The sequence below is a fragment of the Anaerolineales bacterium genome (assembly GCA_019637755.1).
Lineage (GTDB): Bacteria > Chloroflexota > Anaerolineae > Anaerolineales > UBA11579 > JAMCZK01.
The window spans coordinates 967,952-985,308 of sequence record JAHBVC010000001.1 but is presented as its reverse complement, the minus strand read 5'-3'; the positions used below and the strand labels follow the sequence as shown (position 1 = coordinate 985,308).

At 63.1% G+C, this 17,357-nt stretch carries 19 protein-coding genes; 16 read left to right on the top strand and 3 right to left on the bottom strand.

Annotated elements, in window-relative coordinates; all coding sequences use genetic code 11:
- The first annotated feature begins 19 nt into the window (after positions 1–19).
- The 5 genes from KF821_04835 to KF821_04815 all read left to right on the top strand — a co-directional run bounded on the left by KF821_04835 (position 20) and on the right by KF821_04815 (position 5,311).
- Entirely contained in the window at positions 20–304 is a 285-nt protein-coding gene (locus tag KF821_04835) for a hypothetical protein (GenBank protein MBX3005139.1), read from the top strand.
- Positions 305–329: 25 nt separating this feature from the next.
- Positions 330–1,007, top strand: a complete 678-nt coding sequence (locus KF821_04830) for a helix-turn-helix domain-containing protein (GenBank protein ID MBX3005138.1) — start codon at positions 330–332, stop codon at positions 1,005–1,007.
- Between the two features lie 233 nt (positions 1,008–1,240).
- Positions 1,241–3,634, top strand: coding sequence for a GAF domain-containing protein (locus tag KF821_04825; protein MBX3005137.1), 2,394 nt, complete (start codon positions 1,241–1,243; stop codon positions 3,632–3,634).
- Positions 3,635–3,660: 26 nt separating this feature from the next.
- Complete coding sequence (locus KF821_04820; GenBank protein ID MBX3005136.1) at positions 3,661–4,518, top strand: GNAT family N-acetyltransferase; 858 nt, start codon at positions 3,661–3,663, stop codon at positions 4,516–4,518.
- A gap of 100 nt (positions 4,519–4,618) precedes the next feature.
- Positions 4,619–5,311, top strand: coding sequence for a DsbA family protein (locus KF821_04815; protein MBX3005135.1), 693 nt, complete (start codon positions 4,619–4,621; stop codon positions 5,309–5,311).
- Between the two features lie 66 nt (positions 5,312–5,377).
- On the opposite strand, the gene KF821_04810 is transcribed toward KF821_04815, so the two are convergent.
- A complete protein-coding gene (locus KF821_04810) occupies positions 5,378–6,094 on the bottom strand; it encodes a DUF554 domain-containing protein (GenBank protein ID MBX3005134.1) in 717 nt (238 codons plus the stop codon).
- A 61-nt stretch (positions 6,095–6,155) separates the two neighbouring features.
- On the opposite strand from KF821_04810, the gene KF821_04805 reads away from it, so the two are divergent.
- Genes KF821_04805 through KF821_04780 form a run of 6 tightly spaced genes read left to right on the top strand, consistent with a single transcriptional unit; the run spans position 6,156 to position 12,418 of the window.
- Entirely contained in the window at positions 6,156–6,569 is a 414-nt protein-coding gene (locus tag KF821_04805) for a ComEA family DNA-binding protein (protein ID MBX3005133.1), read from the top strand.
- A complete protein-coding gene (locus KF821_04800; protein ID MBX3005132.1) occupies positions 6,566–7,621 on the top strand; it encodes a threonine synthase in 1,056 nt (351 codons plus the stop codon). Before KF821_04805 ends, KF821_04800 begins: the two co-directional genes overlap by 4 nt.
- A gap of 23 nt (positions 7,622–7,644) precedes the next feature.
- The gene (gene thrB, locus KF821_04795) at positions 7,645–8,556 is read left to right on the top strand and encodes a homoserine kinase (protein MBX3005131.1); all 912 of its coding nucleotides are present in this window, start codon (positions 7,645–7,647) and stop codon (positions 8,554–8,556) included.
- Positions 8,557–8,599: 43 nt separating this feature from the next.
- Positions 8,600–10,111: a glutamate formimidoyltransferase gene (ftcD, locus tag KF821_04790; protein ID MBX3005130.1), complete on the top strand. Its 1,512-nt coding sequence runs from the start codon at positions 8,600–8,602 to the stop codon at positions 10,109–10,111.
- Between the two features lie 13 nt (positions 10,112–10,124).
- Positions 10,125–11,834 (top strand): CapA family protein, encoded by a 1,710-nt coding sequence (locus KF821_04785; GenBank protein MBX3005129.1) that lies wholly within the window; start codon positions 10,125–10,127, stop codon positions 11,832–11,834.
- Between the two features lie 29 nt (positions 11,835–11,863).
- Positions 11,864–12,418, top strand: coding sequence for a dCTP deaminase (locus KF821_04780; GenBank protein ID MBX3005128.1), 555 nt, complete (start codon positions 11,864–11,866; stop codon positions 12,416–12,418).
- Positions 12,419–12,515: 97 nt separating this feature from the next.
- On the opposite strand, the gene KF821_04775 is transcribed toward KF821_04780, so the two are convergent.
- Positions 12,516–12,734, bottom strand: coding sequence for a hypothetical protein (locus KF821_04775; GenBank protein MBX3005127.1), 219 nt, complete (start codon positions 12,732–12,734; stop codon positions 12,516–12,518).
- Positions 12,735–12,756: 22 nt separating this feature from the next.
- On the bottom strand, positions 12,757–13,551 hold the full coding sequence (locus tag KF821_04770; GenBank protein MBX3005126.1) for a biotin--[acetyl-CoA-carboxylase] ligase: 795 nt from the start codon (positions 13,549–13,551) through the stop codon (positions 12,757–12,759).
- Between the two features lie 204 nt (positions 13,552–13,755).
- On the opposite strand from KF821_04770, the gene rpsB reads away from it, so the two are divergent.
- From rpsB to frr, 5 genes are all read left to right on the top strand, one after another.
- Positions 13,756–14,820, top strand: a complete 1,065-nt coding sequence (rpsB, locus tag KF821_04765; GenBank protein MBX3005125.1) for a 30S ribosomal protein S2 — start codon at positions 13,756–13,758, stop codon at positions 14,818–14,820.
- Positions 14,821–14,825: 5 nt separating this feature from the next.
- On the top strand, positions 14,826–15,422 hold the full coding sequence (gene tsf, locus KF821_04760; GenBank protein MBX3005124.1) for a translation elongation factor Ts: 597 nt from the start codon (positions 14,826–14,828) through the stop codon (positions 15,420–15,422).
- A 126-nt stretch (positions 15,423–15,548) separates the two neighbouring features.
- Positions 15,549–16,280 carry a UMP kinase gene (pyrH, locus tag KF821_04755; GenBank protein ID MBX3005123.1) on the top strand — a complete coding sequence of 244 codons (732 nt, stop codon included), beginning with the start codon at positions 15,549–15,551 and terminating at the stop codon, positions 16,278–16,280.
- A 6-nt stretch (positions 16,281–16,286) separates the two neighbouring features.
- A complete protein-coding gene (locus tag KF821_04750; GenBank protein MBX3005122.1) occupies positions 16,287–16,721 on the top strand; it encodes a DNA lyase in 435 nt (144 codons plus the stop codon).
- 63 nt (positions 16,722–16,784) lie between these two features.
- Positions 16,785–17,342 (top strand): ribosome recycling factor, encoded by a 558-nt coding sequence (frr, locus tag KF821_04745; protein ID MBX3005121.1) that lies wholly within the window; start codon positions 16,785–16,787, stop codon positions 17,340–17,342.
- The last annotated feature ends 15 nt before the right edge of the window (positions 17,343–17,357 follow it).

Genomic DNA, 17,357 nt, shown 5'->3' with positions numbered 1-17,357 from the left:
CCCCACGGAGGAAATCGATATGTTGCCAACGCGTGAGCGCGGCTTCAGACCGCAAGCGAGTACCTTTCAATTCCCGGTCATTATCCAAACCATCCATAACCGCATTGCCGGCAATTTGCATGCCCGTGAGAATGAGCGCATCAAAGATGCGCTCAACTCCACGGATCCGTTCCTGGCGATCACTCAGGTGCGCATCTTTGATGTGCACGGGGAGCGCCAGCTCAGTACCAGCGATTTTTTGGCGATCAATCGCGCCAATATCATCTGGGTGATCGAGAATGCCGCCGGGGGCGCAGTTCCCTGAGCGCTAGCTTTGCTATAATGCCGCTATGAGTCAGACCCAGGCAATCCAGTTGCGCTCCAAGATCATCGGCGTCTTGCTGCGTGATGCGCGGCTGGCCGCCGGCAAATCACTCAAGCAAGTGGCTGATGTGATCGGGCTCTCCAGTGGCACGCTGAGTGCTGTGGAGCGCGGCGCCAACGCCCTGTCCCTGCCGGAGCTGGAGCTGCTGGCCTTCTACCTGCGTATCCCGCTGGCGCACTTCTGGAGCGAAGACATCGTCTCGCAGGAAGTCTCGCCGGCCGAGACCCTGCAGGCCGAAGGCTTGCTGGCCCTGCGCCACCGCACCGTGGCGGCGCTGCTGCGCCAAGGGCGCAACGAAAAGAGCCTGAGCCAGAAAGAACTCTCTGACCGCACGGGCATCTCGCCCAGCCGGATTCGCCGCTACGAAAGCGGCGAAACCGCCGTGCCGCTGCCTGAGCTCGAGAGCCTGGCCGCCAGCCTGGGCTATACCCTGGATGACTTTACCGATAGCAGTGGCCCGGTGGGCGAATGGATCGTGCGCAGCAAAGCCGTGGCTGAGTTTGATGAGTTGCCGCGTGATCTGCAAGAATTCCTGGCCGCCCCCAGCAATCATTACTATCTTGAGCTGGCTCAGCGCTTGAGCAGCATCCCCGTTGAACGCCTACGTGTGTTGGTGGAAACACTCAACGCATTAATCAAATAACCTTACAACTCCGTTTCTAACAAATCTGTAAGTCAAGAGTAGCAATAGTACTTCTATACTGACCTTGCACTCTTGTAAGTGTTCTTAACGAACACAGCAACGGCCTATCCGGTAGTTCTAGCAAAGATGTGATGTTGTATGGTTTGCACAAAACACGTGGCAGAAATCCAATCGTGTGGATGGGCGCCTGATCCGCTATTTGTTCAAAGCATCCCACATCCGTATGGGGAGTTATGACACCGTCTGCCACGGGCTCGCTGCCGCCCATCAAACCCACTGAACGCAAATCCATCCGTCTGCTGTTGGTAGAAGACAACTTAGGTGACGCGCGGCTGATCCAGGAGATGCTGCGCGATGTCTCCGTGCCGGATCTACGCATGGAGCATGCCGCCACCCTCAAAGATGGCTTGCAATACTTGGGTGATCCCGAAAAGCCGCTGGATGCCGTGCTGCTCGATCTTGGGCTGCCGGATAGCCAGGGTTTTGAAACCTTTGCGCGCTTCAAAGAAAAAGCCGAAGCTTTCACCGTCATCATCCTCAGCGGCTTGAACGATGTGGATATGGCGCTGCACGCCGTGCGCAACGGCGCGCAAGACTACCTGGTGAAGGGGCAGATCAGCGGGGAGTTGTTGCTGCGTTCGATCCGCCACGCCATCGAGCGCGATGAAGCTGACCGCTTGCTACGCGAGAGCCGCGAACGCTATCAGAGCCTGGTAGACCTTATGCCCGATGCGATCCTGGTGCACCAGGAGGGCCGCATTGTCTTCGTCAATCCGGCTGCGGTGCAGATCCTCGGCGCCGGCGCACCCGATGCACTGATCGGTAGCCAGATGATCGATCTGGTCCATCCCGATTTTCGCGAGATGGCCAACGAGCGCATGCGCAAGGTGGCCACCGGGCGCAGCCAGATGGCGCTGGAAGAGAAATTTCTGTGCCGCGATGGGCGCGTGATTGATGTGGAAGTGACCGGCAGCCCCTTTGTATTTGAAGATGGCCCGGCTACTCAGGTGATCTTCCGCGATATTACCGAGCGCAAGCAGCGCGAGCGCGAAATCGAAGCGGTGGCCGCGGTGAGTAGCAGCCTGCGCCAGGCCCGTCGGGTAGAGGAGATCCTGCCCGTCATCCTGGATCAGGCCATGGTCTCGATGGATGCCGTCGTTGGCACGATCACCCTGGTGGAAGCAGAAAGCGGCGATCATGTGATCGCCATGGGCAAGGGCCGGCCGGATCTCCCCGTCGGCCAGCGCATCCCGGCCGGCATGGGGCTCACCAGCCAGGTGGTCAGCAGCGCTACTGCCTATCTCAATAATCAATTTCGCCACCAGCCAGACCCGGCCACGGTGGATCTGAACGCCACCATGGAGCGCACGCAGTCCCTGGTGATCGTGCCCATCACCGCCCAGAACGAAGTCATTGGCACGCTGGGCTTGGGGCGCCAGGCGCATGTAGAGCAAAGCGATGTACGCGTGCTCAGCGCCATTTGCGACATCGGCGGCGCCGCCATCCACCGCGCCAGCTTGTACGAACAGACTGAGCGCCGCCTGCAGCACTTGCGCAGCCTGCGCGAGATCGACAATACCATCGCCACCAGTCTCGATCTCAAGATCACCTTGAACATGATCTTGAGCCAGGGCAGCGCCGGATTACGCGTGGATGCCGCTGCGATCCTGCTGTTGGATCAGGACCAGGTGTTGCGCTATGCCGCCGGGCTCGGGTTCCACACGGATGAAATCAAACACACCGCAGTGCGCTTTGGTGATGGCCTGGCTGGCATGGCGGCGCGCACGCGCAGCTTGGTGGCCGAGAACGATCTCAGCGCGGCGCACAGCTTGTGGTCGCGCAGTTCGCTTTCGGCGGCGGAGGGCGTGGTGTGCTATTGCGCCGCGCCGCTGATCGCCAAGGGGCGCGTGATCGGCGTGCTGGAGACGTTCCACCGCAGCAACGAACCGCGCGATGCAGAATGGCGCGATTTCCTGCTCACCCTGGCCGGCCAGGCGGCCATCGCCATCGACAATGCCAGCCTGTTTAACGATCTGCAGCGCTCCAACCAGGAGTTACGCCAGGCCTATGACCGCACCATCGAAGGCTGGGCGCACGCCCTGTCCTTGCGTGACATGGAAACCATCGAACACAGCCGGCGCGTCACCGAGATGACCGTGCTGCTGGCGCGTGCCCTGGGCGTGCCCGAGGAAGAGATCGTGCATGTGCGCCGCGGGGCGCTGCTGCATGATATTGGCAAGATGGGCGTGCCAGACAATGTGCTCGGCAAGCCCGGCCCGCTGGATGCGGACGAATGGGAGATCATGCGTCGCCACCCGGTGTATGCCGGTGAGATGCTCTCCGCCATTCAATTTTTGCATCCCGCCCTGCCCATTCCCACCTACCATCACGAAAAATGGGATGGCAGCGGCTACCCGCAGGGCTTGAGTGGGCGCGAAATTCCGTTGGAGGCGCGCATCTTTGCCATCGTAGATGTGTGGGACGCGCTGACCTCGAACCGGCCCTATCGCGAGGCCTGGGATGCCGACCGCGTGGCAAATTATCTGCGCGAAGAATCCGGCAAGCATTTTGACCCGGCGATCGTAGAGGCGTTCTTCGAACACATCCTTAAGCGCCCACTGGCGTAAGTGCGCCGCCGGGTATAATCCACCCGATGGCTCCTGCCGTCTTCACCCTGCGCCCTGCAATTGAAGAGGATCGCAGCCGGTTAGCCAACCTGCTGCACTTTGAACCGCATGTACACCGCCACTTGGACTGGCGGCGTCCTCTGGAATGGCTGGGCCAATCTCCTTTCTTCGTACTCGAGGATTCCGGGCGGCTGTTGGCCGCACTGGCCTGCCCGCAAGACCCGCCGGGCCTGGCCTGGCTGCGCCTGTTCGCCGTAGTGACCCGCATCGAGATCCAGCAAGCCTGGGATGCTTTGTGGCCCCAGGCGCAGGCGCAGTTGGCTGCCGGAGGCGCCCAGTTGGCGGCCGCCATCCCGCTCAATGAATGGTTCGTTGCGCCCCTGCGTAGCAGCGGCTTCGTGCACGCCCAGAATGTGGTGGTGCTCGATTGGCCGGTGAGCGCCACGATCCTGGATGCGCCGCAGCATGCCGCCATCCGCCGCATGCGGGCTGAGGATTTGCCCGCGGTCTACTCGGTGGATAAGGCCGCCTTTGCCCCCCTGTGGCAGAACCCGTTGGGCGCGCTGGAGCATGCCTTCCAACAGGCTGGTTTTGCCACCGTGCTGGAGCAGGATGGCGAGATCGTGGCCTACCAGATCAGTACGCACAGTGCGCAGGGTTTGCACCTTGCGCGGCTGGCGACTCATCCCGCGCAGCAAGGCCGCGGCCTGGCGCTGGCGCTCACCACCCATTTGCAGCAGTATGCCCATGCGCGCCAGGAAGCCCGGCTCACCGTCAACACCCAAGACACCAACCAGCCCTCGCTGGCGCTGTATCAAAAGCTGGGTTTCCGTTTGACGCAAGAAACATTTCCGGTCTATCAGCTTGAGATCGCAGCAGATTAACCCTGCGTGAATTTGGGAGTCATCGCTAGGGCGGCGAGTTAAATTCTGCTACACTGAGGCCAGCTCGCCCTTGGGCGGTTAATTTTCGGAGGAAGAAGAGATGGATCGAAGTGCACGCCAAGCTCGCTTGGATCGTCGCCGTGGTGCGGAGCGCCGCGGACAAATGAAGGGGATTGTGTACATCGGCATCATTGCCGTAGTGATTGCGGGCCTGCTTATTTACGCCAGCCGCGTCCGCAGCGCATCTGAGCGCACCTACCTGCAGCCGGATGGCATGAGCCTGGGTGACCCTAACGCGCCGGTGAAGATCACCGAGTTCGCAGACTTTCAGTGCCCGCACTGCTACAACGTCTACCTGGGTGCGGAAGATCAGTTGATCGCCAGCTACATCGATACCGGCACGGTCTATTTCACCTACAAGCCGGTGGGCTTCCTGGGGCCGGATTCGGATAGCTCAGCGGCGGCCGCGTATTGCGCTGCCGAACAAAATGCCTTCTGGCCGTATCACGACACGCTGTTTGCCAATTTCTCGCATAGCAATGCCGGCGGGTATGCCGAGGGCAGGCTGCTTTCGATGGCGGATGCCGTAGGCATGGACCGTGACGCCTTGCAGCAATGCATTGCCGAGGGGCGCGGCGCCGCCGCCATGCAAGCGGCGATGGACGAAGCGCGTTCTATGGGCATCACGGGCACCCCGGCCTTCGTGATCAACGACACGATCGTGGGCGGCGAGAAGACCTTTGCCCAGCTTGCGGACCTGATCGAAGCGGAGTTGGCCAAGACCGGCAACTAAGCTGTTCTTACTCATATACACAAAAAAAGAGTGCCGCAAGGCACTCTTTTTGCTTTTAGCTCAGTGCTAAGGCGTCAGGCTCCACCCGAGCGCATCCAATAAGGCCACGAGCAGTGGGGCGATCAGCAAGGCGGGCAGAAAATTAGCCACGCGGATCTTTTTGATCTCCAGCAGGCTGCTGATCGCCACGCCGAGCAGCAGCACCCCGCCTACCGCGCTCAGCTCAGCGATCATGGCGCTGGTGAACACGGCCTGGGCCTGTTGCGCCAGCAGGCTGATGCCACCCTGCAGTACCAGAATCACCAACGTGGAGAACAGCACCCCTACACCCAGGCTGGAGGCGAACACCATCGCGGCGAAGCCATCCAACACCGCCTTGATCGCCAGCAGGCGGTAATCTCCGGTGAGCCCATCCTGGATCGAGCCCAGGATCGTCATCGGCCCGACACAGAAGACCAAAGAGGCCGTCAGGAAGCCGCGCACAAAGCGCGTCGTACCGCCCTCAGCCTGGGCGGCGAAACGTTGTTGCAGCCAAGCCCCCAGGGCTTCCAGGCGGTCTTCCAGCACCAGCCATTCGCCCAATATGCCGCCGCACAGCAGGCTCACCAACACCAGGATGACGTTTTGGCTATCCAGCGACATGCGCGCCCCGATCGCCAGAGTAAAGAGCCCCAGGCCGGCCACTACAGTTTGGCGCAAGCGCTCGGGAAAGCGCGCCCCAAACAGCAGGCCCATGATGCCGCCCACCAGCACGGTGGCGATGTTTAGCAAAGTTCCGATCATGCGGGGATTATACGTGCCCGCGCGCCGGAGGCTGCAGGATCAACCGTATAATTCGACGCGTATGGCCCCGCCTGAGACCCCCACGCGCTCACTCTCGCCCGCCTGGTGGCTGCTGTATGGCGTGTTGTGCGGCTTGGCCGGGGCCGGGCTGCTGGCCTATCTGATGGCGCCGCCGCGCGGCCATGCCATCGAGCTGGAGGCTGCGCCGACCTATTCGTTCGTATCGATTCCGGTCACGGCCGTCACGCGCACCCCCTGGCCCACCGAAGCGCCGCTGTGGATCAACATCAATGAAGCCACTCTGCAGGATCTGCAAAAGCTGCCCAACATCGGCCCGGCCACGGCCCAGGCGATCGTGGCCTATCGTGAACGCTATGGCTTGTTCACCGCGTTGGAAGACTTGCAAAACGTGGCCGGCATTGGCCCCAAGACCTATGCAGGCTTGCTGGGCTTTATCACACTGGAGTCCGAATGAAACCACCCTTACTGGAACGCTATCAGGCCTTGGTGGAGCTGCCTGCCCACACCCGCCAGGTTTCGCTGGGTGAGGGTGACACCCCGCTGATCCCAATGCCGCAGGTGGCCGAACACCTGGGCGGCGGGTTCGAACTCTATGTGAAGTACGAGGGCCTCAATCCCACCGGCTCCTTCAAAGATCGCGGCATGACCACCGCAGTGGGCGAGGCGGCCGGGCGCGGCATGCGCGCCGTGATCTGCGCCTCCACCGGCAACACCGCCGCCAGCGCCGCGGCCTATGCGGCGCGGGCCGGGCTGGCGGCCTATGTGCTCATTCCGCAGGGCCAGGTGGCCGCCGGCAAGCTGGCGGGCGCACGTGCCTACGGCGCGCGAGTATTGCAGATCCAAGGCTCGTTCGATGATGCCCTGGCCTTGGTATTGGAGATTTGCCAGCGCCAGCCCTTGGCCCTGGTGAATTCGCTCAACCCGTTCCGTTTGCAAGGCCAGAAGACTGCCGCGTTTGAGATTGTGGAGCAACTGGGCGCCGCACCGGATTGGCTGTGCCTGCCGGTGGGCAACGCCGGCAACATCACCGCCTACTGGCAGGGGTTTCAGCAATATCACCAGCTCCACCAGTCTGGCGTGCCGGCGCTGCTGGGTGTGCAGGCGGCCGGCGCCGCGCCGCTGGTGCACGGGACGGTGATCGCGCAGCCGGAAACGGTGGCGACCGCCATTCGCATCGGCAACCCGGCGCGCGGGCCGCAGGCCTTGGCGGCCGCCAAGGAGTCTGGCGGGCGCATCGTGGCAGCGGCAGACGAGCACATCCTGGCGATGCAACGCCGCCTGGCGGCCGAAGGCGTTTGGGTGGAGCCGGCTTCCGCGGCCGGGTTGGCCGGGCTGGCCGCCGAAGTGGCCGCCGGGCGGCTGGACCTGCGTGGCCGCCGTGTGGTGGCGGTGTGCACCGGGCACGGCCTCAAAGACGCCGAGAGCATCAGCCGTGCTACGCCCGAACCACAGCGCATTCCCGCCGCGCTGGGCGCGTTGGAAGAGGCGCTGGGGAATCTGGCGTAACCTGTGCTGAGAGTGAGCGCTGAATGAACCCACAGCATGTACGCATCCAGGTGCCGGCCAGCACGGCCAATTTGGGCCCGGCCTTCGATTGTCTGGCCTTGGCGCTGGACCTGTGGAACGTGGTCGAGTTTGAGGTCGGCGGCAACGGGCTGCAGATCGAAGTCGATGGTGAGGGTGCCGAGCGTTTGCCGCGCGACGGGCGCAACCTGGTATGGCGCGCCGTGCAGCGTTTGTATGCCGAGGTCAGCGCTCCGCCGCCGCAGAACCTGCGCCTGCGTTGCCACAATCACATTCCGCTCAGCTCAGGTTTGGGGTCCAGCGCGGCGGCCAGCCTGGCGGGCTTGCTGGGCGCCAATGCCCTGTTGGGCGCGCCGCTCAAGCCTGAATTGATCCTGCGTCTGGGCGCTGAGCTGGAAGGCCATGCGGACAACCTGGCCGCGGCGTTGTATGGCGGCCTGGTGCTGGTGAAGCACACGGATTGGCGCACCACCGCGCTCCCGTTGCCCTGCGCGGCGTGGCAGGCCGTGTACGTCTTGCCACGCATTCGCCTGAGTACGCGTGCGGCGCGAGCGGCCTTGCCGCGCCGCGTGGCGCTGGAGGATGCGGTGTTCAATATAGGCCAGGCGCTGGCCCTGCAGGCGGCGTTGGCCCAGGGCGATCTGGCCGCCCTGGCGGAGGCGATGCAAGACCGCTTGCACCAGGCGCACCGTCTGGCGCTGTTGCCGGGGGCCGCCGCCGCGCTGGCGGCAGCCCAGCGCCTGGGCGCAGCCGCCTGCCTGAGCGGCGCCGGGCCGGGGGTCATCGCCTTTACCCACACCGCCGAAGCCCCGGCGGTATTGGCGGCCATGCGCCAGGCTTTCGAGGCCGAGCAGGTGGCGACGCGCGAATATCTGCTGCACAGCACGCCGCGCGCGGCAGACGTGCAGCCCGGCTGAGCCGGCCCGCTGGCCTTGCGGTAATATCAGTGGCGGAGGCTCGATGCAACAAATCATAGAGTGCGTTCCCAATTTCTCTGAAGGCCGCCGCCCAGAAGTGATCGAGCAGATCGTGGCCGCCATCCGCTCCGTGGATGGCATTACCTTGCTGGACCAAAGCTCCGATGTGGACCACAACCGTAGCGTGATCACCTTTGTGGGTGCCGCGGGCACGGTGGAAGAAGCCGCCTATCGCGGCATAGCTAAGGCCGCCGAACTGATCGATATGGAGCAGCACCACGGGGAGCACCCGCGCATGGGCGCTACGGATGTGGTGCCCTTTATCCCTATCGCGGGTGCCAGCATGGAAGAGTGTGTGCAGATCGCCCAGCGCGTCGGCCAACGCGTCGGGGAGCTGGGCATTCCCGTCTATTTGTATGAAGATGCCGCCACGCGTGAGAGCCGCCGCAACCTGGAAGATGTGCGCCGCGGCCAGTACGAAGGCCTTCGTGAAGCGATCAAGACTCAGAAAGCGCGCAAGCCGGATTACGGCCCGGCGCACTTGGGCCGCGCCGGCGCGACCGCCATCGGGGCGCGTGCTCCGCTCATCGCCTATAACGTGTACTTGAACACCGCCGATGTGCGCGTGGCCCAGGCGATCGGCAAGGCGGTGCGCCACTCCTCAGGCGGGCTGCGCTTTGTCAAGGGCGCTGGCTTCCTGGTGGATGGCAAAGCGCAAGTCTCGATGAACCTCACCAACTTCCGCAAAACGCCGTTGGCGCGCGTCATTGAAATGATCCGCAGCGAAGCGGCGCGCTATGGCGCCTCGATCGAAAAGAGCGAGCTGATCGGCTTGATCCCCCAGGAGGCGCTGGATGATGCCGCCGCTTGGTATTTGCATTTGCACGACTTTGACCGCCAGCAGATTCTGGAGCGCCGGATCCACAGCATGGCTCCTCCGGCGGAGAATTCGTTCCTCGATGCGGTTGCATCGGCCGAGCCGGCCCCCGGTGGCGGCTCGGCGGCGGCGCACGCCGGCGCCCTGGCGGCGGGCTTGGTGGCCATGGTGGCGCGCCTCACCCTGGGCAAGAAGAAGTATGCCAATGTGCAGGATGCCATGACTGCGCTGCTGAGCGAGGCCGAGACGCTGCGTAAGCAGTTCAGCCTGGCCGTCGAGCAGGATGCGGCTGCGTTTCACGCCGTGATGGCGGCGTTCAAGTTGCCCAAGGAGCCTGAAGCCAAGGCCGCCGAGCGCCGTGCCGCCATTGAGGCTGCCACGCTGGAAGCGATGCGCTTGCCGCTGCAGGTGGCTGAGATGGCCTTGCGTACCTTGCAGTTGGCCACCCAGGCCAGCGAGCTGGGCAATACCAATGCGCTCAGTGATGCCGGCACGGCTGCGGCGCTGGCCAAAGCCAGTCTGCAGGGCGCCGCACTCAATGTGCGCATCAATGCCAATAGCTTGCCGGGCAGCAGCCAGGCGGCGGCCTATATCCAACAACTCAAAGACTTGGAACACCAGACGATTGCGCTCGAGGCCCAAGCCCACCAACACATGGCCGCCCGCGGCGGCCTGTAGTCTCGGAGCACGCATGCACACACCACCAACTTTCGCCCGGCGTTTGCTGGCCGCCCGGCGCCTGCTAGCCGCTCTTGGCCTGCTGGCCACTTTATTGGCCGGCTGCAATTTGCCTGCCCAGCCTGCCGCAGACGCACCGCCGCCCGCTGCCACCACGCTGACGCCGTTCCAACCCCAGCCGGCGGATGCGGCCGCCGAGAATCAGCCCGTGGCGCAGTGGTATTTCTCCACCAGCCTGCCTGACGGTTTCTACGCGGGCATTACGCAGGAGCGCTCGATTGCGCAAACTGATGTGATCGATTCGGCGCAATATCGGCTGGCGGTGGCGGGGGAGGGCGAACGCGTGGCCGAGTGGGTCTACGCGCTGGTGGCACCATTTCCTACGATTGCCGAAGAGGTCTCTTCGGCTGATTTGTACAATGCCTGGCAGGGCAAGGATGGCGGCCCCTTCGCTGGCCAACCCTTGCTAATGAGCGCCGAGACGCAGCAAGCGTTACAAGCCCTGTGGGGCGAACCGGCCGCCGGGGCCGTGCAGGTGGCCGCGCCCGATGAGCTGGTGGATCTGGCCTGGGCGCAGCAGCCCAGTTGGGCGATCGTGCCATTTGAGCAGCTGGCGCCGCGCTGGAAGGTGCTCGCCATCGATGGGCAATCGCCGATCTGGAAGGATTTTGACGCGGCCACCTATGCCCTGGCGTTGCCGATCACCCTGGCTCAGGATGCCAACTGGCCCCCGCTCGCCGAAACCGGGGTGAGCTTCCCGGCCAGCAACCGCGACGCGGATAAGCTCACCACTGTGATCATGACCGGGGTCACCGCACTTGTGCGCGCCACCGCCTGGGAGATGGAACGTAAGGGCATCACCTACCCGGCGGACGAGGTCGGCGCGGTGATGCGCGCCGCCGATATCGCCCACATTAGCAACGAAGTGCCCTTCGCCGAGAACTGCCCGCGGCCTGATCCCAGCCAGCGCACGCTGGTGTTTTGCAGTGATGCCAGCTATATCGCCTTGCTGGAAGCGCTGGGCACCGATGTGGTTGAGCTAACCGGCGACCACTTCAATGATTGGACGCGCGCCGCCATGGAGTACACCCTGGAGGTTTACCGCCAGCACGGCTGGCCGTATTACGGCGGCGGCGAAAACTTGCAGGAGGCAATGCAGCCGCTGCGCCTGGAGAGCAATGGCAACCGTATCGCCTTCATCGGCTGCAATGGCAAGGGCGGCGGCTACGCCTCGGCCACGGATAGCTACCCCGGCACCTGGGCCTGTGATTACGAATACATGCAGCGCACGATTGCCCAGTTGGTTGATGAAGGCTACACCGTCATCACCACCTTCCAGCACAATGAGATCTACCAGTACAAGCCCTCGGATACGCTGGTGCGCGATTTTGGCCGCGTGGCCGCGGCTGGCGCCAGCATCGTCAGCGGCAGCCAGGCGCACCAGCCGCACGGCGTGGAGTTTTACGATGCGGACACGCTGATCACCTATGGCCTGGGCAATATGTTCTTTGACCAGATCATTTTTGGCTACGACACCTCGCACGGCATGATGGTGCGTCATGTGATCTACGACAACCGCTATATCAGTTCCGAATTGTTGCCGTTTGTATTTGTAGATTTCGCCCAGCCGCGCTGGCTGGATGCAGAAGAGCGCGCAGAATTTTTAGGCCTTATTTTCGAGAACAGCCTGTGGGCGCCGCGCCCGCCTGCAGAAGGCTCTTAGCCTATTGCATTGAGATGGAGGAGTGAAGCATGGGACTAAAACCGGACCACTGGATCGAAGCGATGGCGCGTGAGCACGGTATGGTCGAGCCGTACGAGGCCAGCCAGGTGCGCCAAGGTGTCATCTCCTACGGCGTATCCTCATATGGCTACGATATTCGCGTGGCCGATGAGTTCAAGATCTTCACCAACGTACACTCGGCCGTCGTCGACCCTAAGAATTTTGACGAACGATCGATGGTCGATTTCAAGGGCGAGGTATGCATCGTGCCGCCGAATTCATTTGCCCTGGCGCGCACCGTCGAGTACTTTCGCATCCCGCGCGGCGTGCTCACCATCTGCCTGGGCAAGAGCACCTATGCGCGCTGTGGCATCATCGTCAACGTTACGCCGTTCGAGCCGGAATGGGAAGGCTATGTGACCCTGGAGATCTCCAACACCACGCCGCTGCCCGCCAAGATCTACGCCAACGAAGGCATTGCCCAGGTGCTGTTCTTTGAGGCCGATGAGGAATGCCGCGTCTCCTATGCAGACAAGAAGGGCAAGTACCAGAAGCAGCAAAGCATCGTGCTGCCCAAGCTGTAAGTAGCTGATAGCTGTCAGCTATCAGCTGGTGTGTTTGGGACAGAAATAAAAATCCCGCCGAACGGCGGGATTTTTTGTTTAGATGTGGGTGTGCGAGCTAGCCCAGCGGAATGGCGATCGAGCCAGTGATCAGCAGGAAGAAGGTGCCGATGATCAGCACCATAAAAAAGAACAGGATGGCGATGATAAAGCGCTGCCCGGCGGTCATGCCCAGGAAGCCCGTTTCGTCATCCGCCGTGGGGTTGAGCGCCGGCGTTTCTTGAATTTCATTCAAGAAACTTTCGGTATCATCGTCGCGTAAAAAATCGTCGAGCATAGATCTCCTAATCCAGTCTAGCCTAATTACTGGCGCTGTCAACCGCGGGGCGCAGCTGCACCTGGCCGGCCTGCACGTTGCGCTGGCTGCCATCGGCAGCCAGCAGACGCAGGCCGCCATCGGGCGCCAGGCCCAGCAGGGTGCCGCGCTGGGGCGTGCCGTGCTCCACAATATCCACCGCCTGGCCGCGGTAGGCCAGGCGCTGCTCCCAGGCTTGCAAAAACTCATCGCCGGCCAGGCCGGGCAGCCAAGCCAGCACCTGCTGCAACACAGCTCGCAACAGGTCGCCGGCGGCCAGTGGGCGCCCCAGCGCCTGCTCCACGCTGGTGGCCGGGAAGCTCAGCGTGGCCTCATCGGGTACGGCAGAGGCTGCAATATTGATGCCAATGCCCAGGATCACGGCTTGCAGTTGGCTGCCGTTCCATTGCGCTTCGGGCAGCACGCCACATAGCTTTTTACCGCCGGCGAGCACATCGTTGGGCCATTTGATCTCGGTAGCCAGGCCGAAGCTCTCCAAGGCCAGGTTGACGGCCAGGGCGCCCAAACCCGACACACGCCCGATCTGCGCGCTGGCAAAGCTTGGCGGCAGAGGCAGCAGCAGGCTCAGCGCCAGGGCGCTGCCGGGCGGCGTGTGCCAGTGGCGGCCGGCCCGCCCACGGCCGGCGGTTTGCTCGTCGGCGGCGGCCACGCACACTCCGGCGGGGGCCGCCGCAGCCCAGCCGGCCACGATGTCATTGGTGGAGCCGGCCTGGGCGAAGAACTCGGCGCGGGCCAGCGGCAGCCCGGCTACGGCGCGGGCGAATTCGGCAGCTTGCATGCTGCGATTGTATCAACCCGCTGGACTCTGGCGCCGCGCGCTGGTATACTCTCTGCCGCGCTCGCACTCGCGGGCGCTTGTGCTGCTCACGGCAAAGTGGCGGCACACATCTCACACGCTCACCTGACTTGGCGGTGCGTGCCCCCTAGTGGGTCACCGGCAGGGATGACGGCAGCGGACGTATAACGCAAAGGAGTATTACCTATGGCCCCCATTGATATGAAGGCCCTTCTCGAAGCGGGCGTGCACTTCGGGCATCGCACCCAGAAGTGGGATCCGCGCATGAAGCCGTACATCTTTACTGAGCGCAACGGCATCCACATCATTGACCTGCAGCAAACCGTAAAGGCACTCGAAGAAGCCTATAAGCTCGTGCGCGAAGCCGTGGCCGAGGGCAAGACGATCATGTTCGTCGGCACCAAGCGCCAGGCCGTGGAGACGATCGAGGCCGAGGCGCAGCGCGCCGGTATGCCCTACGTCACCGTGCGCTGGCTGGGTGGCATGCTCACCAACTGGAGCACGATGCGCCAGCGCATCAGTGAGCTGGACACCCTGGAGCGCATGGCGCAACAGGCCCCGGCCGAAGGGGAAGCTAGCAGCAAGCTCAAGCTCACCAAGCGTGAGATGCTGACCAATTCGCGCAAGGCGGAGAAGCTGCAAGAGCGCTTTGGTGGCATCCGCAATATGAACCGCGTGCCTGACCTGCTGTTCGTGGTCGACGTCAACCGCGAAGAAACCGCCGTGCGCGAGGCCAACATCCTCGGCATCCCGGTGGTAGGCCTGGTGGACACCAACTGCAATCCCAGCGTGATCGATTATGTGATCCCCTCGAATGATGACGCCATCCGCGCCATCAAACTGATGGTGTCTTACATTGCTGACGCCGCCCTGGAAGGCGCCTCGCTGCGTAACGATAAGCAGGATGCCGAGCCCGCCAAGGTGGAGCCCAAGACGGCCGCCCCGCGCCGCCGCGAAGACGGCGAGGTGACCGAGCTGGCGGATGATGCCCTGCTGGGCGAGGCCACGCTGGCCAAGGTAGCCGAAGAGCAGGCCAAGGAAGCCCAGAAGGCCGGGAGCGGCGAGGCCAAACCCGCCGTCAAGAAACCCGCCGCAGGCGCCCCAGCCCCCAAGGCGCGCAAGCCCAAGCTGAAGAAGTCTGACCTGCAAGGCGAGGGCGAGGACGAAGCTGAAGCTGAGGCTGAAACCGAAACCGAGAATGAGACTGAGACCGAAGCCCCGGCTGAGGCCCCAAAAGAGACTGAAGAATAAAAACGATGGAAATTACGACTGAACTGATCAAAGAATTGCGCCAGGCCACCGGCGCTGGAATTTTGGATTGCCGCGCCGCGCTCGAAGAAGCCCAAGGGGATTTCGACAAAGCGGTGGATGTGCTGCGCCAGAAGGGCCTTTCCAAGGCGGCCAAGCGTGCCGACCGCGAAGTGCTCAACGGCGTGGTGGAGCTGTACTCCCACGGTGATGGCCGCGTCGGTGTGATGGTGGAAGTCAACTGCGAGACGGACTTTGTGGCCCGTTCCGAAGCCTTCCGCAAGCTGGCGCACGAGATCGCCCTGCAGATCGCTGCCAGCAGCCCGCAATGGCTGACCGAGGAGGAAGTGGACCCGGCGGCGGTGGAGCGCGAGAAGGAAGTGGCGCGCAACACGGCCAAGGAATCGGGCAAGCCAGAGGCCTCCTGGGACAAGATCGTCGAAGGCCGCGTGCAAAAGTTCCTGGATGAGAGCGTGCTGCTGCGCCAGGGCTACATCCGCGATGACAGCAAGACCATCAAGGACATGATCAGCGAGGGCGTGGTAGCCACGGGCGAAAACATCGTCGTGCACCGCTTTGCCCGCTGGGAGCTGGGCGGCAAGTGACCTTGCGCCCGATGCGCTCCTGTTCCCCCACGGCCGCGGCCTCTGCCGCAGCGTGGGATTCACAGACGCACAAGGATGAAAAAAACGGCCAACGTTGTGTTGGCCGTTTTTGTAGATCGAGGTGATATGAGCCAATTGCAAAAATCTGTGTATTCGCGTGTGCTGCTCAAGCTGAGTGGGGAAGCCCTGGCCGGCGCGCAGGGCCTGGGGATTGATCCGCTCAAGGCCGAGGGCATCGCTGCCCAGGTCTCCGAAGTGGTGCAAATGGGGGTGCAGTTGGCCATCGTCATCGGCGCCGGCAACCTGTGGCGCGGCCGCAGCGGCATTGAGCGCGGCATGGAGCGCGCCAACGCCGACTATATGGGCATGCTCGGTACGGTGATGAACGCCCTGGCGCTAATGGATGCCATCGAGCGCGCCAAGATCGAAGTGCGTGTGCAAACCGCCATCGAAATGCGCGCCGTGGCCGAACCCTACATCCGCCGGCGCGCCATCCGCCATTTGGAGGCAGGGCGCGTGGTCATCTTCGGCGGCGGGATCGGCAACCCCTATTTCTCCACTGATACCACCGCGGCGCTACGCGCCATGGAGATCGGTGCCAACCTGGTGATCAAAGGCACCAAGGTGGACGGCGTATATGACTCCGACCCCAAGAAGAATCCGCAGGCCAAGCGTTTCGAACACCTCACCTATATCGATGCGCTCAGCCAGGGCCTGGGCGTGATGGATAGCACCGCCATTTCCCTGTGCATGGAAAACCATATGCCCATCCGCGTGCTCGATTTCTGGGAAGAAGGCGCATTGCGCAAAGCGCTGCTCGGCGAATCGGTGGGCACCCTGGTTGACGCCGGGGACTAAGCGCCGATGCGCCTCTGGTCGCTGCACCCCGGCCATCTGGATGCGCGCGGCCTGACCGCGCTATGCCGCGAGGGGTTGCTGGCGCAGCGCGTGCTGCAAGGGCGCACGCGCGGCTACACCCACCATCCCCAACTCGAGCGCTTCCGCGAGGGCGGCGAGGCAGAGGCGCTGATCGCCAGCTATTTGCTGGCGGTATGGCAGGAGGCTAGCCAGCGCGGCTACCGTTTTGATGCCAGCCGCATCGGCACGCCGCGCACCAGCCTGCAACTCCCCGTGACTGAGGGCCAGATCGAATACGAGTGGCGCCACTTGCTTGCCAAGCTGCAGCGCCGCGCCCCGGCCTGGTATGCCGCGCAGCAAGCCAGCCAACCGCGCCCGCACCCGCTGTTCTATGCCGTGCCTGGCCCGCGGGCCGCCTGGGAGCGCGAAAAGGCGGGATGAGCCAATGGTAAAATGCCCGCATTCGTCTTACCGCTTGTACCAAGCGGCCTTTAGGAGGCTTTTGTGATTGCAGACATGCTCAAAGAGTCCAAAGAGCGTATGCGCGGCGCCATTTCCGCGCTTAAGGAAGATCTGGCCGCCATCCGTACCGGGCGCGCCACCCCCGCCTTGGTGGAAAAACTCAGTGTGGAGTATTACGGCCAGCCCACCCCGCTGATGCAGATGGCCTCGATCAGCGTGCCTGAACCGCGCCAATTGCTGATCAAGCCGTTTGACCCCAGCAGCATCCGCGATATTGAAAAAGCCGTGCAAACCTCGGATCTCGGCCTGACGCCGAACTCAGACGGCAAGGTGGTGCGCCTCAACCTGCCGCCGCTCACCGAGGACCGCCGCCGTGATCTGGTCAAAGTCGTCAATGCGCGCCTTGAAGAGGCCAACGTGGCGGTGCGCAATATCCGCCGGGATGTGATCAAGGATATGCGTGAAGCCAAGGATGAGAAGCTGGTCTCGGAAGATGAGCTCAAGCGCGGCGAAGAGGACATCCAGAAGCTCACTGATGAAATCACCGCCGAGATTGTGGCGATGGGGAAGCAAAAAGAAAAAGAAGTGATGGAGGTTTAGCTTGGCACCCAGGGC

What these genes read in the sequence shown, in the direction of transcription:
- tsf (MBX3005124.1), top strand. Translation starts at nt 14,826, where the DNA reads ATGGAAATTACGACTGAACTGATCAAAGAATTGCGCCAGGCCACCGGC.
- rpsB (MBX3005125.1), top strand. Translation starts at nt 13,756, where the DNA reads ATGGCCCCCATTGATATGAAGGCCCTTCTCGAAGCGGGCGTGCACTTC.
- KF821_04835 (MBX3005139.1), top strand. Translation starts at nt 20, where the DNA reads ATGTTGCCAACGCGTGAGCGCGGCTTCAGACCGCAAGCGAGTACCTTT.
- KF821_04810 (MBX3005134.1), bottom strand. Translation starts at nt 6,094, where the DNA reads ATGATCGGAACTTTGCTAAACATCGCCACCGTGCTGGTGGGCGGCATC.
- KF821_04785 (MBX3005129.1), top strand. Translation starts at nt 10,125, where the DNA reads ATGCACACACCACCAACTTTCGCCCGGCGTTTGCTGGCCGCCCGGCGC.
- KF821_04820 (MBX3005136.1), top strand. Translation starts at nt 3,661, where the DNA reads ATGGCTCCTGCCGTCTTCACCCTGCGCCCTGCAATTGAAGAGGATCGC.
- KF821_04750 (MBX3005122.1), top strand. Translation starts at nt 16,287, where the DNA reads ATGCGCCTCTGGTCGCTGCACCCCGGCCATCTGGATGCGCGCGGCCTG.
- KF821_04800 (MBX3005132.1), top strand. Translation starts at nt 6,566, where the DNA reads ATGAAACCACCCTTACTGGAACGCTATCAGGCCTTGGTGGAGCTGCCT.
- KF821_04825 (MBX3005137.1), top strand. Translation starts at nt 1,241, where the DNA reads ATGACACCGTCTGCCACGGGCTCGCTGCCGCCCATCAAACCCACTGAA.
- KF821_04775 (MBX3005127.1), bottom strand. Translation starts at nt 12,734, where the DNA reads ATGCTCGACGATTTTTTACGCGACGATGATACCGAAAGTTTCTTGAAT.
- pyrH (MBX3005123.1), top strand. Translation starts at nt 15,549, where the DNA reads ATGAGCCAATTGCAAAAATCTGTGTATTCGCGTGTGCTGCTCAAGCTG.
- KF821_04830 (MBX3005138.1), top strand. Translation starts at nt 330, where the DNA reads ATGAGTCAGACCCAGGCAATCCAGTTGCGCTCCAAGATCATCGGCGTC.
- KF821_04780 (MBX3005128.1), top strand. Translation starts at nt 11,864, where the DNA reads ATGGGACTAAAACCGGACCACTGGATCGAAGCGATGGCGCGTGAGCAC.
- KF821_04770 (MBX3005126.1), bottom strand. Translation starts at nt 13,551, where the DNA reads ATGCAAGCTGCCGAATTCGCCCGCGCCGTAGCCGGGCTGCCGCTGGCC.
- KF821_04815 (MBX3005135.1), top strand. Translation starts at nt 4,619, where the DNA reads ATGGATCGAAGTGCACGCCAAGCTCGCTTGGATCGTCGCCGTGGTGCG.
- thrB (MBX3005131.1), top strand. Translation starts at nt 7,645, where the DNA reads ATGAACCCACAGCATGTACGCATCCAGGTGCCGGCCAGCACGGCCAAT.
- KF821_04805 (MBX3005133.1), top strand. Translation starts at nt 6,156, where the DNA reads ATGGCCCCGCCTGAGACCCCCACGCGCTCACTCTCGCCCGCCTGGTGG.
- ftcD (MBX3005130.1), top strand. Translation starts at nt 8,600, where the DNA reads ATGCAACAAATCATAGAGTGCGTTCCCAATTTCTCTGAAGGCCGCCGC.